Annotated in this window: 14 protein-coding genes; all 14 read left to right on the top strand. The window is 42.1% G+C overall.

Annotated features, from left to right (window positions below; all coding sequences use genetic code 11):
- Nucleotides 1–21 precede the first annotated feature (21 nt).
- The 14 genes from ASD40_RS11520 (at nucleotide 22) to ASD40_RS11450 (ending at nucleotide 18,399) form a co-directional block, all read left to right on the top strand.
- Nucleotides 22–201, top strand: coding sequence for an aspartyl-phosphate phosphatase Spo0E family protein (locus tag ASD40_RS11520; RefSeq protein ID WP_057303432.1), 180 nt, complete (start codon nucleotides 22–24; stop codon nucleotides 199–201).
- A 183-nt stretch (nucleotides 202–384) separates the two neighbouring features.
- A complete protein-coding gene (locus ASD40_RS11515) occupies nucleotides 385–1,050 on the top strand; it encodes a prolyl oligopeptidase family serine peptidase (protein WP_057303431.1) in 666 nt (221 codons plus the stop codon).
- 49 nt (nucleotides 1,051–1,099) lie between these two features.
- The gene (locus ASD40_RS38185; RefSeq protein ID WP_057303430.1) at nucleotides 1,100–1,312 is read left to right on the top strand and encodes a histidine phosphatase family protein; all 213 of its coding nucleotides are present in this window, start codon (nucleotides 1,100–1,102) and stop codon (nucleotides 1,310–1,312) included.
- 861 nt (nucleotides 1,313–2,173) lie between these two features.
- Nucleotides 2,174–3,742 (top strand): FMN-binding glutamate synthase family protein, encoded by a 1,569-nt coding sequence (locus tag ASD40_RS11505; protein ID WP_057303429.1) that lies wholly within the window; start codon nucleotides 2,174–2,176, stop codon nucleotides 3,740–3,742.
- Between the two features lie 589 nt (nucleotides 3,743–4,331).
- Nucleotides 4,332–6,263 carry a fructose-bisphosphatase class III gene (locus ASD40_RS11495; RefSeq protein WP_057303427.1) on the top strand — a complete coding sequence of 644 codons (1,932 nt, stop codon included), beginning with the start codon at nucleotides 4,332–4,334 and terminating at the stop codon, nucleotides 6,261–6,263.
- Nucleotides 6,264–6,800: 537 nt separating this feature from the next.
- Nucleotides 6,801–7,028 carry a hypothetical protein gene (locus ASD40_RS11490; protein ID WP_057303426.1) on the top strand — a complete coding sequence of 76 codons (228 nt, stop codon included), beginning with the start codon at nucleotides 6,801–6,803 and terminating at the stop codon, nucleotides 7,026–7,028.
- 572 nt (nucleotides 7,029–7,600) lie between these two features.
- Nucleotides 7,601–8,215 (top strand): PH domain-containing protein, encoded by a 615-nt coding sequence (locus ASD40_RS11485; RefSeq protein WP_057303425.1) that lies wholly within the window; start codon nucleotides 7,601–7,603, stop codon nucleotides 8,213–8,215.
- A gap of 32 nt (nucleotides 8,216–8,247) precedes the next feature.
- Nucleotides 8,248–8,682, top strand: a complete 435-nt coding sequence (locus ASD40_RS11480; protein ID WP_057303424.1) for an AGE family epimerase/isomerase — start codon at nucleotides 8,248–8,250, stop codon at nucleotides 8,680–8,682.
- Nucleotides 8,683–8,964: 282 nt separating this feature from the next.
- The gene (locus ASD40_RS11475; RefSeq protein ID WP_063870764.1) at nucleotides 8,965–11,070 is read left to right on the top strand and encodes a hypothetical protein; all 2,106 of its coding nucleotides are present in this window, start codon (nucleotides 8,965–8,967) and stop codon (nucleotides 11,068–11,070) included.
- A gap of 83 nt (nucleotides 11,071–11,153) precedes the next feature.
- The gene (locus ASD40_RS11470; RefSeq protein WP_162251230.1) at nucleotides 11,154–12,836 is read left to right on the top strand and encodes a sensor histidine kinase; all 1,683 of its coding nucleotides are present in this window, start codon (nucleotides 11,154–11,156) and stop codon (nucleotides 12,834–12,836) included.
- Nucleotides 12,837–12,871: 35 nt separating this feature from the next.
- Nucleotides 12,872–14,338 carry a response regulator gene (locus ASD40_RS11465; protein ID WP_057303422.1) on the top strand — a complete coding sequence of 489 codons (1,467 nt, stop codon included), beginning with the start codon at nucleotides 12,872–12,874 and terminating at the stop codon, nucleotides 14,336–14,338.
- A 96-nt stretch (nucleotides 14,339–14,434) separates the two neighbouring features.
- Nucleotides 14,435–16,408 carry an ABC transporter substrate-binding protein gene (locus tag ASD40_RS11460; protein ID WP_200957399.1) on the top strand — a complete coding sequence of 658 codons (1,974 nt, stop codon included), beginning with the start codon at nucleotides 14,435–14,437 and terminating at the stop codon, nucleotides 16,406–16,408.
- Between the two features lie 104 nt (nucleotides 16,409–16,512).
- Nucleotides 16,513–17,511 (top strand): ABC transporter permease, encoded by a 999-nt coding sequence (locus ASD40_RS11455; RefSeq protein ID WP_057303420.1) that lies wholly within the window; start codon nucleotides 16,513–16,515, stop codon nucleotides 17,509–17,511.
- Between the two features lie 63 nt (nucleotides 17,512–17,574).
- A complete protein-coding gene (locus ASD40_RS11450) occupies nucleotides 17,575–18,399 on the top strand; it encodes an ABC transporter permease (protein ID WP_057303419.1) in 825 nt (274 codons plus the stop codon).
- Nucleotide 18,400 lies beyond the last annotated feature (1 nt).

Here is an 18,400-nt window from a genome sequence, read left to right as displayed (position 1 = left end):
CATAGAATGGAGAATGATACGATGGAATCAATTCTTCAAGAAAAAATTGAATCATTACGCTTTGAAATGATTAATCAAGCATTTATAAATGGAAGTCTAACACATGAAAAAGTCATATCAGTTAGTCAGCTCTTGGATAGATACATTTTACTTTATCAAAAGCTTATATTGAAAAAAGCCCAACTGAAGTTAATTAGTTAGTGTTGAGAACTAGCTACATATAGTATTGATGGTAAAATAAATAAGGAAAGCTATCCGTAAAAGGGTAGCTTTTTTCATTATTATAGATGATATAATAAGGTGAATTACAAAAAAATGGAATTTCAATCGAATAAATTCGGTGGCCATAATTCTCCCAATTTATCATTAGAGGTGGGCTATTAAATGGCAGTTAATAATTATGAGTTTCACAAAGAAACACCACAGAAAATGAGTGTAAAATATCAATTATTTTTACCTCATGATTATGAATCAAAAGCAGACAATAAGTATCCATTAATTTTGTTTCTTCATGGTGTTAAAAAACGCGGAGAGGATATTAGTGTGCTAGATGATTACGGGCTTACTTGGATTGCAGAAAGTAAACAAGAATTTCCTTTTATTGTAGCTACTCCACTATGTCCATCCGATTCTAATTGGGCGTTGGAATATCATTCGATCACAGCTTTGGTTAATGAAATAATAACAAATTATCGAATTGATTCTGACAGGATATATGTTACTGGATTTAGTATGGGTGGAAACGGTACATGGGATTTCGCTTCAAGATCGCCGGAACTATTTTCGGCTATAGTTCCAATTTCAGGGTGGTTCGATTCGGATAAGGCTATGTTACTAAAAGATATACCTATATGGGCTTTTCATTGTGTAGACGATGATATTGTCCCTGTTTCAGGAACAAAGGATATGGTTAACGCTTTAATAAGTATTGGTGGGAATGTAAAATTTACTTACTATGCTGGATTAAAGCACGATCACCGAGTAATGCACGAAACATTCAATAATGCAGAACTATATACTTGGTTGTTGAATCAAAAAAGAAAAATATGACCTTTGGTGATTTTACTAACGAGAAAGTATTGTTTGGAGAGATGAATACTTGAAATTATCTGTTACAAGACATGGTCAAACTGAATGGAATGCTGAAAACAGAGTTTGTGGAGTAACAGATATCGACTTAACTGAACGATTGATAAAGAGTTTATTATCGACAACAGACTTATTGAACAAAACTATGGTGCTTTTGAAGGAATATCTCGAGACTCAGTGGATTTTAAATACGCCAGGAAACAGTTTCCAAGCAGACTTATAACAGGCGAATCATTATTCCAAGTTGCATATAGAGTATATGGCTTACATGGCAGTGTGTGTAGAGTAATCAATACCTATTTTAATGAGCTATCTAACGATGAATACTACTTATATTACACAGGCAATTGTGAACTCAAAGAATATGAAATGCAATAACAAACTTCAAGGAAAACGTGTTAATCCATCATTTAGAACGGAAGTGAAGGAGCTTGCATCGCGGCAGCTCCTTCACTTTCGTTCATTGAAGTAACGGGCAGGCTATCTTGGAATAATATGGATAAAAATTTTGCTTTATGTTAAAATGCTGAATTAATAAACTACTCTCATTGTGGAGGTTGAATTGTTTGTTTGACTGGTTATAGTTACTGAGATATCTATTCATTATACGGACGTCAAAAAAGTCTATAAAAACGGTGTTTTACGAAATGTTAGGGGTTTAAAACCTCACTCAAGGAAGATCATCGAAGAAAAGCTTATTGAGGGAATTTATCCAGTTGTAACAGATTTATATCGAAACAATAATCTTACAACTGGGAAGAGGAATGTAAAGTATTTTTCTACTGTATTCGCTCATTCGCTTTTTCTTGTGGTCGATACAAAGGACAATAGTGTTATTGGTCTTGATATTGGTCTTGATATTGGTCTTGATATTGGTCTTGATATTCACGGATAATGGGTTAAGCTAACGGAAACGATAGCTTCATAACAAGTTCTAGCAGGCTGCCGGTGATAAATTCGGTGGCCTATTCCGCTAACGGGCAGAAATTTATGTAGCTAACCAATACTATCATGTTGGCTTAAAGTTGGAATAAGATGGAATACTAAATACGGTTCACTTTTAGCGACTTGGAGGTTTTTCTAAATGGTACATATTGTACTGATGGTCATTTTGATTGCTATCGTTATTTTGCCACCCCTCATTTTTTTTAGTTATATGTATGCTTTATCCAAAAAACCAAAGCATTCCATCATCCGATCCCACCCTTTCCTTGGTTGGTTGCGCTACTTGCTTGAAAAGCTCGGGCCCGAGTTCCGCCAATACTGGTTTGACAACGATACGGAAGGGAAGCCTTTCTCGCGAGCCGATTTTGTCGGTATTGTGTATGCAGCGAAATACAGAACAGATCTCATCTCATTCGGCGGTAGGCGCGATTATGAGAAGCCCGGTTTCTATTTGTCAAATGCCATGTTTCCGAAATTAACTAGTGAGCTTAGGGTGGATAATAATAGGATGATACCCGGAAAAAAATATGTAATTACCGATGAGGGGCTTTTTACTCGGAAGGAAAAATTCGTAGAAGAACAAGTAAAACCTTGGTTGCTGGATGATGATGATGTCATTGTAGTAGGCGGAAACCGCAAAAACCCTTGGAGGCTCAAGGGAATGTTCGGCGCTTCGGCCACATCCTACGGAGCAGTCGGCGAGCATTATATTCAGTCAACAGGGAGCGGTGCATGTATGGCTGGCGGCTCATGGATCAATACAGGTGAAGGCGGGGTTGCGGATGTACATCTTGCCTCGGGGGTCGATGTCATTTCACAAATTGGGCCTGGCATGTTTGGCTTCCGAGATGGTAGTGGCCAGTTCTCAATAGAAGAATACAAGCACAAAGCTAAGGTCCAAAATATAAAGGCCTTTGAATTGAAGTTCCATCAGGGCGCCAAAATACGTGGCGGTCACCTCGAAGGTTCAAAGGTAACCGAGAAAGTCGCAGCAGCTCGCTTAGTGCCTGTTGGTAAAACAGTGAATTCACCGAATCGGTTTGAATTTCTAACCAATCCGATGGAAGCGCTCCGTTTCATAAGCACCCTCCAAGAAGAGGGAGGCAAACCGGTGGGCATCAAAATCGTCGTTGGCGATCCGAAGCGACTAGAACCGTTTTTCCATTCTATGATCGAATTGGATATCTATCCGGATTTCATTACCGTAGACGGTTCTGAGGGTGGTTCTGGAGCGACTTTTAAAGCGATGGCGGATGGCATGGGATTACCGCTCTTTTCCGCTTTGCTCATCCTCGACGATATAGCTAGAAAATTCGGCGTGCGCGACCGTTTCAAAATTTTCGCTTCCGGTAAACTCATAACGCCTGATAAAGTTGCAATTGCACTAGCATTGGGCGCCGACTGTGTCAACTCTGCTCGCGGCTTTATGATGGCTAATGGCTGCATCATGGCAATGCAGTGCCATACCGGAAAATGCCCGACCGGCATTACAACTACTGATTCCAAGTATCAGGCTGCTCTGGCGCCAGAGGAAAAGCAATGGCGGGTAATGAACTACATTCTTCAACTGAGGGAAGGTTTATTCTCTCTTGCTGCGGCCTGTGGCTTGGAAAGCCCACGTGGATTTAGCCGAGAACATGTAGTGTTTACAAACGAAAGCGGTCAATCCGTGCGAATCGTTGATTTGTTTCCTTATCCAGAATCCTGATTAGCTGCTGCATTGCAGCACTATATTCAACTAACGGAAACAATAGGACAATAAATTAAGTCAGGATGCCGATCACGTCTGCAGCCTTGCTGTATTAACGAGTATAATAGTATTTGAACAAAATGAAAGCTGCCTTACCGATCGACAATCGGATTGTTGAAGGTAGTTTCCCATTTTCATTTGGATAGAAAATTATTCTCAGATAACGCCTGTTGTTTGTCGTTGATGCTCGAGCATCAGAGAGATCGTTTTACTTCTGAGTAAGGAAGCGATCCACTCTTTTTGTTTCAACTTTAAAGCGGAAAACTTTTTGTTGGTTTGAAGCAATTTTCCATTTATGCGTATATGATTTTTCAACACTTCAAAGCCCCATTTTTTTGACATCATGGTCTCAATAAACGATACCATGCCATTTTCTATTATAACTGATATTTCAGTTATAATAGCTGTTAGTAAGAGTACCAATGGGAACCTAGGAAACCTAATGTTTTTCCCTTTACTGTTTACACTAAGCTTAAAGGTACGTGGCTAGCCCCATTTAAAAAACCTCTTATACATCACCATATTTCCTTGAAGGGGGACATCTGTTTTGGATGCGCAGTTTCTAGATTTATTGGCCCAGAAATATGATACGGAAGAAAAAGTTGTAACAGAAATCATCAACCTTGAAGCGATCTCCAATCTTCCCAAGGGAACTGAGCATTTTGTCAGTGATTTGCATGGGGAGTTCCAGGCATTTCAGCATGTACTAAGAAACGGTTCGGGTACCGTAAAAGAGAAAATCAAAGCCTTGTTCCATGAGGTTTGGACGGATCATGAAATCAATGATTTTACGGCGTTAGTTTATTATCCAGAAGAAAAAATACAGCTAGTTAAAGGAGACCTGTGCAATAAACAAGCATTGAACCGATGGTACAGACGAACGATTGAACAAATGCTTAAGCTCATTTCTAATGCCTCTTCCAAATATACGCGCTCGAAATTGCGTAAAGCTCTGCCGGAGGAGTTTGTATATATTGTAGAAGAGCTTCTATACAATACGGATTCAACCAACAATAAGGACCCTTATTACGAGGAAATATACCGGCAAATTATTTCCTTGGGCCAGGCAGACAAGCTCATTATCGGCCTTGCTTATACGACCCAGCGCCTGGTGGTTGACCATCTTCATGTGGTCGGAGATATCTATGACCGCGGGCCGGACCCCGATAAAATTATGGACACGCTGATCAATTACCATTCTGTAGATATTCAGTGGGGGAACCATGATGTCCTGTGGATAGGCGCCTATGCGGGTTCCCTGGTCTGCCTTGCGAATATTATCCGGATCTGCGCCAGATACGACAATCTGGACATCATCGAAGACGTATATGGAATCAATCTTCGCCCACTGCTGAACTTGGCGGAGAAATACTATGATGACAATCCGGCCTTTAGACCGAAGCTGCAGACCGACCATAACGGTTCGGAGCAGGAAATCCTGCAGATTACAAAAATTCATCAAGCCATTGCCATGATCCAGTTTAAGCTTGAAATCCCTATTATCAAGAGACGCCCATACTTTAATATGTCTGAAAGGGTTTTGCTTGAGCAAATCGATTACGACAAAACTGAAATCAAGATCGGCGGAAAAACTTACCCGCTGGAAAACACCTGTTTCTCAACCGTAAATCCGCAGCAGCCTGAAAAATTGCTGGAGGAAGAACAGCAGGTGATGGAAAAGCTGCTTTTCTCCGTTCAGCATTCCGAAAAGCTGGCCAGACATATGAAATTTTTTATGAAAAAGGGCAGCCTTTATCTAAAATACAACGGGAATTTGTTATTTCACGGCTGTATTCCTTTGGATGAAGAAGGAAACATGGAAGTAATGCAGATTGAAGACAAGACTTATTCGGGCCGTAAGCTGCTCGATGTTTTTGAATATTATTTACGTTACGCCTTTGCGCATCCGGAAGAGACGGATGATCTGGCTACGGATATGGTATGGTACATCTGGACAGGGGAATGTTCCTCGCTATTTGGAAAGAGAGAAATGACCACCTTTGAACGGTACTTTATCCAAGATAAAGAAACCTATAAGGAGAGAAAGAACCCTTATTACCATTTGCGTGAAAATGAGGATATCTGCCGGAAAATCCTGCTGGAATTTGATATGAATCCGGATCATGGACATATCATTAACGGCCACACGCCAGTTAAAGAAATTCGTGGAGAGAACCCCGTTAAAGCAAACGGGAAAATGGTTGTCATTGACGGCGGTTTTTCCAAAGCCTATCAATCCACAACGGGCATCGCCGGATATACCTTGTTGTATAATTCCTTTGGCATGCAGCTCGTTGCCCATCAGAAATTTATTTCAAAAGAAGATGTGCTATGTAACGGAACGGACGTATTGTCGGTAAAAAGGCTGGTGGACAAAGAACTGGAGCGGAAGCTGGTGAGGGAAACCAATGTCGGGGAGAAGCTGCTGCAGAAAATCTCAAATTTGAAGAATCTCCTGGAATATCGCTACATGAAATGAAACAACTGCTAAATGAAACAACTGCTAAATGAAACAACTGTTACAGCCGCGTTACGATCCCGCGAAATGATTCAGTTTCCTCACTCAGACTCATGAATTCGCAGGATTTCATCCTTTAGATAGTATGAAGAAGTGGATGGAGGAGGAGCCGGTAGCTTAGGGATGGGGAACTGGGCATGCATCTATTAACAAAATTGGTAAGTAGTAAGTAGGGGGTGAATAGTCTAGCTTACGACTGCTGTCTAGTGACAAGAATATAGACCGATAAGCATCCGCAGAAATTGCGGATTTTTTTACTTTATCGGAATAAATTCTTGTCATTTCTCAAAGACAACAATTTGTTCCGATTGCGATCGAGGCCAAGAATATGGACTGGTTACCGGTACCGATTGACAAGAACATTATCTCATTCAAGTAGGAAGTTGGAAGCGCATCAATTAAAATAACGGGCAGATTAGCTCAACAATAGACCACTGCGAAAATGCCGCAGGAATTAAGGTATTAGTACCTGGTACTAAGTTATAAGGAATGGTACAGTTGAAGTATTTTATTATTTCTGGTACATCTCGCGGCCTTGGCGAAGCAATTGCTGAACAACTCATTGATCCAGAACATCATCTGATTTGTATTTCGAGGAGAAAGAATGATACTTTAATTTCAAAATGTAATAACATCGATTATTTCGAGTTTGACTTAAACAATGTAGACGAAATTGGCAAACGGGCAGAATTGCTCAACACATGCGGGTATTTTTTTCTCTTTTAAGGAGGACTATCATCCAAGAATTGTCTCTGCTAGTTTCATATATTGTAAAGATTATTCACCAATCCATTGGTCTATTCCGCCAACTTAACAATACCCGGAATCGGAACTGATGGAGCGCTTATCTTTCCCTTTAACGTTAGTGGATCCGATTACAACGTTCCAGCCCCGCCTAACAACGAGCTTATTTATTCCGCATTTGTAAGTTCTAACAGCACGCAGCCAATTCGGATCGGTCCGGAAAGTTTTAACACTACAGCCTATTGTGACTTGTAATTTGAGAATAGAATAAGAGCCTTGATAGTTTTGAATTAATCTAATGGAAACCAAAAAAGGAGCAGCAGCATAAAAGCAGCTCCTTTTTTGGTTTCATTTCGGTAAAGGGCAGGATACGATCAACAGTCTAAAGCTTTTCCTGATATAATTAGGACTCATAACACTCTAATCACTGCAATCCAACTACTTATGTGAAATCTACCATTAATGTATAATAGGGTAACACTAAGGATCGGTTTTTCTAATTCCCGAGTTGAATACCAACTTATCCTTATTTCCAAAATGAGAGGATGATTCCATTGTTCAAGAAGTTTGCGGCAGATGCATTAGGTTTAAGTGATATCGGTAAGGTAATTAGTCCGAGTGATTTCGACAAGGTAGATTCAGATGATTATGTCATGCATGAGGATGGCGAGAAGATTTTCTTCATTATTAAGTCTAAGAAAGACGAATACTGCTTTACCAACTTTGCCCTAATCCACCTTGATGGAGATAGTGCTATTAGCAGCAAGCGTATGCTGAAACGTTACAGCTACCACACAAATGCAATTTCCAAGGTGTATTTGGAAACTGCAGGAACTATCGATCTTGACGTCGAGATCAAGTTCGTTATCGGTGACGTCAACTTCTCAATTGATGTGGACAAGAAGCAAATTGAGCAGATCAAAGACTTGTATAAAGCCTTAATTAAGATTTCTGAGACGGTAGCACATAACGAGGACTTGTTTGGTTACGCGAAGCAAAGCGTAGTTATTGCTAAAGAAGCGACAGGCCGTATCACAACTCAAACTACTTCCCCTGTAGCCCAATTCGATGCAATCAACGAATCTACTTACAATTGGTTGAAGACTAAGCACTCTGAGTTAAAGGTCAAGGATTTCGGTTACATTTTCGAACGCTATATCAACAACTAAATGTGAAATATTTTGGATGCTTCACCTTTTTGATGGAAAATAAGGGGAATTCGAAGCTAACCGCTTCAAGCGACCGGTATGATTCCAGCATTTTCGCCGATTGCTTTGTCGACAGGGAGGGAGGTCCTCCGGGAAGGAACAAGGAAGGCATTGAACATACATCCATGGTAAAACAAATAGAACAGAATTGGGATTCTAAATTGCGGTGGCCTCATTCCGAAGCGCTTTATACAATAATGCTCCTCTATAAGTTGATTGGAGATCCGGAGTTATTGGCTCAGTACAGCAGGCTTCACGATTATTCGTTCAAGACTTTTCCCAACCCGGATCGCAGCGTTGGAGAGTGGATTCAAATTCGTTCGCGAAGCGGCAAATTGATCAATCAAGTCGTCGCGTTGCCTGTAAAGGATCCTTATCATATCATTCGCAACGTCATTTTAATCATTGAATTGCTTGCAAGTAGATAAAAGCCTTTTAAAGTGGATTATATTCACTTGAAAGGCTTTTTTGATTGTATGTACCCGGCTTCTGAGAAAGTACGTATTCGTTTTCGTGAATAGCAAGAATGGATAATGAATAACAAATACCAACAAAGAAAATAGGTAAGTAGTCTGATAATATTAGCAATGTAATCGGAGAATGGTTGCGATTACAAGGAGGTGAGTCATGCCCTTGTTGAATGAAGATCGGAGAACATAGCCGTTGCAGAAAATCCGAGAGAATTTTAAAGAAGAAGGTGGCTAAGTGATATGAAGATATTTAGGAAAAAAAGCAAATTCGTAATTCTGGTTTCAGTGGCTTCTTGCTGGATGCTTGCAGGTGCGCTGTCATTACCGGCGCACGCAGTCGTGCCGCAGGACAGCACTTTTTTCTCCACAACAGCAATCGAGTCGTCGGATACAATCAATACGGCTTCACAAGGCGATTTGTGGGCATCGTGCTGGGCAGATGACGGCCATCTGTATGCGGCCAACGGAGATGGAAAAGGCTTCACGCTAGGTTCCACCACACCGAACAGCGTACCACCCGCGCCACCGAACCCGGACATCGCTGTAAACCGTATTACCGGAAGCATTGGCAGCCTTAGCGGCATGACACTCGCCACCAATAGTGCAGTTGGGCAAATTTGGAATACAAGCGGCGCCTATAATCGCAAGCCGACCGGGATGGTGTGCGTGAACGGAGAGCTCTATTTGGCCGTACAGGATTTAAACCTCGACTTCAATGACGCGCCGAATGCGACGATTGCGAAATCGACAGATCACGGTACGACTTGGACATGGAACACAGCAGCTCCGATGTTTAACAATCATACATTCACTACGATTATGTTCCTTGACTATGGACCCAATTCTGCATGGAACACGTTCGACAATTATGTATACGCTTACGGGCTCGACAATAACTGGCGGGATTCGTTCGACAATACGGTGTCCGATCCCAACAAGCTGTTCCTCGCAAGGATACCGAAGTCGAGTATCCAGAATCTTACGACCTGGGAGTTTTATACCGGGGACTTGAATGGTAACGCGACCTGGTCGAATGATATCAACCTGCGCAAGCCTGTGCTTCAGGACGACCGACGCATTTACGTCAGCACCCGTGACTCCGCCCATCCTGGCAATACGTCTGTCTTATCTCAGGGCGGCATCGTCTACAATAAAGCATTAAATCGTTACCTGTATACGTCTTGGACGGAGTACACGTTCGAATTTTATGAAGCGCCGCAGCCCTGGGGCCCGTGGAAGAAGTTCATGACCAAAGATTTTGGCGGGTACCCTTGGTCGGATACGAAGAATGGCGGCTACACGACGGTTATTCCTTCTAAGTTCATTAGCGCGGATGGCAAAACAATGTACGTGCAGTCTAATACTTTCGTGGGTGGAGCAACCAACTATAATTTCTCACTGCGCAAGTTCGTCGTAGAGCCATACGTCTCGACGACGGCGGCGAACGCGAAAAGCGACACAACCAACTTGGCAGCTCCGGCAAACGGCATGAAGCCTATTGAGAAGGTTGCGCATTACGGCAATACACAATTCTACAACGACGGCAGCACCACGCAAAATGAGGATAGTTGGGATCAAGAGAACAAGACGACAGACTGGTGGGGATATACGTGGCCTCGGAATTACAACATGAACAAACTCGTCTACACAACCGGGCAAATATTTAGCGACGGCGGCTGGTTCAGTGGCGACTTGAAGGTGCAGATACGCCGTAATTCGCAATGGGTAGATGCAACGAACGTGCAGGTCGGGCCGAATTACCCTTATAACAATACAGCCGGTCCGAACAAAACGTACACATTTACCTTTGACGACACATGGGGTGACGGCATTCGCATCATCGGTACACCCGGAGGCAGTGCAAAATTTACCTCCATCAGTGAATTATCGGTCTACTATGCGAGCGGCGTTGTTCAGGACACGTGCTTTGAGAAACAAGCTACCGCAGTGGTTTCCGCGCCATGGACCACGGATGGACCTGATAATAAAGGCATCGACCGGGGCATCGGTTTAGCGCACAGCGGGGCGAACAATGCTTGGATCCATACGTCTTCAACGAATTGGAACGCCCTTATGCAGCAAGTGAACGTGCTGCCGAACACCAATTACGTATTGAAGGGCTGGATTCGGAACTCGAACAACTTCACGGGCGGTTTTTTCGGCGTACGCAATTCATCCGGAGGCGTCATTAGCGAAGTTAATTATGGAGGTTTACTGAATTATATGCAGCAAACAGTCTCCTTTAATTCTGGTTCTAATACATCTGTAACCCTATTCGTCGGCTATTGGGCACCAGGGATTGACTCATGGATTCAAGTCGATGATATCGTTTTGGAAAAACCATAACAGCGAGTGTTTTCAGACAAACTTCCAAGGGGGATAAAAGGGATTACAATTTGAGTATGAACCTCTTTGCAAAGGAGAATGGCATGCATACTTCGCTCAAGTCGAAGATCATCCTATTTTTTATACTTTTTTCCAGTCTTATCTTACTGTTGCAGATCGGGATATTTCAGCATTGGATGGGCGCCATTATTTTAAAAAAGTCGGACACCTATTTTCAAGAAACCGTTAATCAGGTTGGAAAACGGGTGGAGCTTCAAACGAAGCAGTTTATTAATTTGGCAGTGGGGATGAGAAATAATCAAGTTGTGAAAAATTATTTATCGGATCTTAAAAATCATACGATTAATTATAATATCGCCAAATACAAAATCAGTAATGAAATATTAAGAACAACCAATATGGAATGGATAGACAATATCTACATCTTTCCAGTCAGCTCACAGCCGATTAATTTATACTATTCGACTGCTGTTTTTGAAGCGGATGATACGATTAAAAAGTTGTTAAATGAGGGTTTCAAAAACAATTCAGATGAAATGGTATGGACGGATTTACAGTCGGAACCGTATTCCTTCTCCGCGCTTTGTCTGATTCAAGAAAAAGATCGTTTGGGCATACTCAAAATTAGTCTGAATGAACTCCTTTTTAGTCAGATTTTAGATCAAGTGCATCTGGGAAAGGAAGGGAAGGCTTATCTTGCCAAAGATAATATGATCATTTACGCGAAAAATCGGGAGTTCATTGGAAAACCGGTGTCCGTTCTGGACAATATGCTCAGTTCCCAAGTGGAATATGAGCTCGAGGAAAAGGGGTGGAAGATCATTGGCGCTGTGCCTCAAGCCGAAATTCTACATCAAATCGACCAATTCAATCGGATTTTTATTTTCATGGTCATCTGTATTCTAGCGGCTATTATGGCATTCGCGATCGCTACGGCACAGGTCGTTTTGCGGCCTTTAGGAAAGATCATGAGAGGAATGGAAAGTGTTCAGCAAGGCAACTTACACGTTGTTCTGGATCATAAAAGCAATGATGAATTTAGAACGATCTTCTTTCATTTCAATTACATGGTAGAACGTATTAATCATCTGATTGAAACGATCTACCAGCAGCAGACGCATCATAGGAAAGCGGAATTATTGAGCTTACTCTCCAAGTTAAATCCCCACTTCCTGTACAATTCGTTAGATATGATTTATTGGAAGGCCATTATGAAAGAAGAAGAGGAGATTGGAGGAAGTATTGTTGCCCTCTCCAATATTCTCAGGTACTCGATATCGCATAAAAATGAGTTTGTGACAGTGACAGAAGACATGGAACAGTTAGCGAACTATTTGATGATCCAAAGAATGAGATATGAAGATAAATTGCAATATAAATTTGAGATTCAACATGAGATAGCGGACTATAAAATTCCTAAGCTGGTCATTCAACCATTGGTGGAAAATGCGATTAAATATGCCTTCCAGGATATGAAGCATGATGGAATTATTCATATTCGGGGTTATATGGATGCGGATGGTTTGTATTTTGAGGTGACCGACAATGGGATTGGTATGTCAGAGGAGAAAATTCAGATGCTCTTGTCTACTTGCGAGTCTGTAAGCGAGGAAGCGGGGTTGGGGATCCAACTCGTTCATCAAAGAGCGAAGTATATGTATGGAGAGGAGTATGGAGTTTCTATTGTAAGTGTAGTCGGAAAAGGAACAACAATTAAAGTGAGACTGGGCATAAAAAAAGAGATGAATCTGGCGACAGTAATGTGAGCGCTATCATTAAATATAAAGAGGGGAACCTTTATATGCTCAAAATGATGCTCGTTGATGATGAGAAGACCGTTTTACAAGGAATCTCACATATTTTGAACAAATATTGCCCGAATTACGAAGTAATAAGCATGGTTCAAAGCGCTGCGGAGGCACTGTTCATTCTACAAGATATTTGCGTCGATGTCGTGATTACGGATGTGAAAATGCCTGATATGGACGGAATTGAACTTACGAAACAGATTCGGACGTTATACCCGCAAACCGAAGTGGTTGTTTTGAGCGGATACGACGATTTTGAGTTCGTCAGACAGACAATGAAGAACGGGGCGTATGATTATTTATTAAAGCCGTGTCACTATCAGAGTATTTTGGACATTTTACGTAAGCTTGAAGAAGGTATCGTGCAGCGTGATAAAAAAGCGGCTATTTCGGACGAGCAAGAATGGTTCGAAAAGTATGCCGATTACGATAACCTAAAAATGGCCGTCGTTTCTGTTCAAGGATTCACAGATTCTGGATTTATGGAGCATCTCAAACAAGAATTAAAAAAAGGAAATATGCCGAAGGAATATGTTGAATGTATCGCGGTTGATCATCATTACGTAATTCTTTTTCAACATTCCTTAGATGTATCCGCAGCAAGGCAACGATTTTACGGTTATCGTCAAAGCTTGTTACAGAGAGGTTATTCCACGAATTGGGCCGTTGCCGACTGCCATCGTGGCACGGCGCGCTTGAAACAAACGTTTGATTTTTGTGTGGAAATGATTGACTTTCTACAATTCAATGAAATGACCATCGTTTTAGATGTGGAGATGTACCAGAAATATGTGGACCAGCAAAAAACACAGCATTTTAGTCATTATTTTTCAAGCGAGACACTGGGGAAATATTTACTGAATGGAGATTTCGAAAAATTAAGTCACTATCTGGAAACGAAGTGGTGTCAACTGTCTCACAGAGACTCTATCTGGGATTCGAAATTACTGAAGAATGAGGCAGTGAAAGAAGTACTGTATTTGGAACATCAATTGATGGATCATGGACTTCAACCTATTTGCGGGGAATTTGCGGATTATATTGAAAGAATCAATCTGTTGCCCACAAGCCGTGCGTTATTGGATTGGTTGAAAAATATGATCATGAACATCGTTACGAATTTGCATGTCGAAGGGCCTACGCCTCAGTACATTCATGCTGTGAAGAAATATATCGAAACTCATTATATGGAAGATCTATGCTTGAAGACGGTTTCGGACACCGTATTTCTGAATCCATGGTATTTTAGCACCCAATTCAAGAAATATATGAATATCACTTTCAGTGAATATTTGAATCAAGTGAGAGTGCGTATGGCAAAGCAATTTTTAAGACAAAGGGATTTAAAAGTGTATCAAGTGGCAGAAATGGTAGGTTTTCAAGATGCTGCTTATTTTAGCACCGTGTTTAAAAACGTTGAAAATATGAGCCCCAAGGATTTTCAGAAAACGGTTTCATAAAAGTGCTAATGCTTTTAAAAGAAATCAAAGATTATTAAAATTTTTAATTTTGCACACCTGATACAATCTAATAAATCGTACAAAGGAGGAGTCGAAGTGAGAAAAAAGCAAGGTTTTATTAGCTTGGTTTTAACATTAATGCTGCTGATGAGTGCATGCAGTGAAGAAGCGACTAATACGCAAGAGCCTGCAAGCACGGACTCGGGTAAACCAATGGCAAGTGCAGCTGCAACTGCTTCAAGCACTGTGGGCGACGGGAAAATGACCGATGTCGGTACGCCAAGAAATCAAACACTGATTGTCGACATTTTGAGCGGTAAAACCGCTGACCCGGATCTGGTAAATCCATACGTGCCAGGTGCGGTGCCGATGGATGCCGGGTTCCATCAATTGATATTCTCAAGCTTATGGGAAATTAATACGGAAAAAGGGGAACAAATTCCCGACTTGGCGGCGACATTTCCGGAGCCACTGGACAACACCAATACGAAATTCAAATTCAAGCTGCAAGAGGGCTTAGCTTGGTCCGATGGTGTGGAATTCACGGCAGATGATGTTGTGTACACATCAGACATGATCATTAAAACGAAAGAACTCGGATACAGCGGTTATTACGCGAGCCTCGTGAAAAGTATGAAAGCTCTAGATAAATATACGATCGAGGTAGAAACGGTTAACCCTGAAACCAGATTAGCCCAAAAATTAGGTGTAGTCATCTGGGGAACTGCCTTCCGAGTCATGCCTAAACATATTTGGGAAAAAGAAGATCCGACGAAATTTAAGTTCAAGGATCCTGTCGGTCTCGGACCGTATACGTTGAAATCACGTGATCCTCAGGGGAACTGGTTCCTCTATGAGAAACGTAAAGACTGGCAAAAGAGCGATATCGGTAAAATCGTTGGCGAGCCAGGCGCGCAATACATCCTGTTCAAGTTCTTCGGGCCGGAAGAAAAACGGATCATCGCATCCATTCAACATGACATGGACATTCTGCAGGATATTACGCCTGAGAGCTGGGATGTACTCCGTCAAAAGAACAAAACGGCTCTTGCCTGGTATGAAAACTTCCCTTACGCAGATATGAACGACCCTTGTGAACGAGGTATGTCCTTTAACGCCTCGAAAGCTCCGTACAATAATGAGGATGTACGCTGGGCGATGGCTTTAATGACGGATATCAAGAACGTATCCTTGGCTACCTTCGGCGGGATGCTGAGAGTTTCACCGATTCAACTGCCACCGATCTCTGTGCTGCAAGAGAAATACCACAAGCCTATGTTGGGTTGGCTTAAAGATTTTCAACTGAGCGACGGTTATAAGCCATTTGACGAAAGCTATGCGACAGACATGGTGGAAATGTTGAAGCAGCAAGGCATTAAAGGTTTGCCGACGGATACGAAAGAAGCTGTAAACACCTTTGGAGTAGGTTGGTATAAATACGATCCTGACGAAGCCGGTAAACTGCTTGAAAAAGCCGGATTCAAGAAGCAAGGCGACAAATGGATGAAACCTGACGGCACGCCATGGAAAGTGACGATCAATGCACCTGCCAACTTCGAAGTGCAATCCATGCGACTTGCATTTGCGGTAGCAGACAGCTGGAAAAAGAACGGCATTGACGCAAATGTACAACAAATGGATGGCGCTACATTCTGGGATAGCGAATCTACTGGCGCATTTGAGGTTGGTTCCTATTGGCCGGCTTGCGGATTGCTGCCTGACAGCACCGCTAACTTCCAAGGATGGCACAAACAATACATTGTTGATAACGGAAAACAAGCGCCAGGTAACCGCAATCGCTGGGCCAACGACAAAGTAAGCTCATTGATCGACGAGTTAGCCGGTATGCAAAGCAGCGACCCTAAGGTTATTAGCCATATTACCGAAATCAATAAGGAATTCGTTAAGGGTATGCCGTTCATCCCTATGTTCGGCACCTCGAAGTTCGTTCCTGTCGATACGTATTATTGGACTGGTTTCCAAACATCTAAAAATGCATTTGAAGGCCCGTGGTGGTGGTGGTCACAGTTTAAATACTACACGCCTCACTTCAAGCCTACGGGTAAGTAAAGCCTTATTTTCCAACATAGGTCGCATACCGGGCCTGGTTGGCTCGGTGTGCGATTTTAGCCTTACCATTGGATCTAGATGTTAAATGAGGGGAAGTGACTCCTGTGGGATTTTATAAGTTTTTACTATCTAGAGTAATAACGTTTGTACTCGTCATTTTTATTGGCATCACAACGGTATTTTTTGTGCCGAGATTTTTACCTTCTGATCCCGTGGAAGCAATGATCGGTCGAATGACTTCCAAATCGGCTTTTATGGAACCGACAGCAGTTGAGTCCATGCGTAAAACATTAAACGAATCGTTCGGTTTGCAAGGGTCGATCATGCAGCAATATTTCGGTTTTATCAAAAGAGTTGTTTTTACCCATGATTTCGGACCGTCCCTGGCTAATTACCCGACACCGGTAACCGAGCTGATTGGCCGTGCTTTGCCGTGGACGATGGGATTGCTGCTTATTTCCACACTCATTTCTTGGCTTATCGGAAATGCCATAGGTCTCTTGTCAGGATTCCGCAAAGAGAAAGCGTACTCCAAAGTGCTCGAAGCCATTTCTATCGCCTTGTATCCAATCCCATATTATATATTTGCATTAATTTTAATCATGCTTTTTGCGTACATCATTCCCATTTTTCCGCTTTCTGCGAATTTTATGGGAAAAGGTTTTTCCTGGGAGCATATAAAGAGTCTGCTTGTTAACTCGGCACTACCGGCGCTTTCCATTGTTTTAGTCGGAACCGGCTGGTGGGTCATTAGTATGAAGACGTTGTCTGCAGGCATTGCAGAAGAAGATTACGTGCATTTCGCCCGCTTGAAAGGGCTGAAAGAAAGAAAAATCATGACCAAATATGTGCTGCCGAATGCCGCTTTGCCTCAAGTTACAATGCTCGCGCTGCAACTCGGGAGCATTTTTAATGGCGCATTGATAACGGAATTCTTATTCGGCTATCCGGGCATAGGAACTTTAATCTTTGGAGCCATTTTACAATCAGATTATAATTTAATCATGGGTACAATTACCATTTCGATTATTGCTGTGGCAGGCGCGACATTTATTATAGATTTCTTGTATCCGTTCCTGGATCCCCGGGTGCGTTATAAGTAGCAAGCGGATGGCGCTTTGTGGTGAAGCCAGTTTTGCTCCGCAAAACTCTCAGGAGGAAATGGCATGAAAAATTGGAATTTTCGTTTGAAAACCGGGGTGTTCATTTTGGGGATCTTTCTGATTTTAGGATTCATCCTTCCCCTTTTTCACTCTGGCAACCCCACCGAGTGGGGAACATATCCGAAAAACTTAAAACCGAGTTCAGCACATTTTTTCGGTACGACCAATCTTGGTCAAGATACATTTTGGTTATTGGCTAAGTCTATACAAAACTCCTTTATTATTGGGATTATGGTTGCCTTTTTCGCAACGGTGATTGGTGCGCTGCTCGGTCTCTTAGCAGGATTTAAAGGTGGATTTCTCGACAGATTGATTACGCTGCTTACGGATTCTTTTATCGTGATACCCTCCTTGCCCATACTGATTCTATTAGGGAGCTTGATGAAAGGAAGAGCCTCGTTATTTTACATCGCTCTAGTTTTAATTATTTTTAACTGGCCGTGGCCAGCAAGACAGCTTCGTTCCATGGCATTATCGTTGAGTGAGCGAGAGTTTATCAATACCGCTGTGTTTTCAGGTGCAAGCACAATGAAAATTATTATGAAAGAGATATTTCCCTATGTTGCGGGATGGTCTGTTGCCAACTTCGTCAATACGATCCTGGTTGCCATAGGCTCCGAATCCGGTTTGGCCGTAATCGGAATGTCCAGCAACGAAAAAGCTACACTGGGAACGATGATCTACTGGGCAAACCAGCATCAGGCTATGTTAGCTGGACGATGGTGGTGGATCGGTTCGCCAGTAATCGCAATTGTTCTGATCTTCATTGCACTGTTCCTGACTATGACGGGATATCAGCAATATTCTGCGTTAAGGAGGGGGAAATAAC

Source organism: Paenibacillus sp. Root444D2 (assembly GCF_001426375.1).
In the GTDB taxonomy this organism is placed as follows: Bacteria; Bacillota; Bacilli; order Paenibacillales; family NBRC-103111; genus Paenibacillus_E.
The sequence above is the reverse complement of the archived record's forward strand: the minus strand, read 5'-3'. Positions and strand labels throughout refer to the sequence as shown.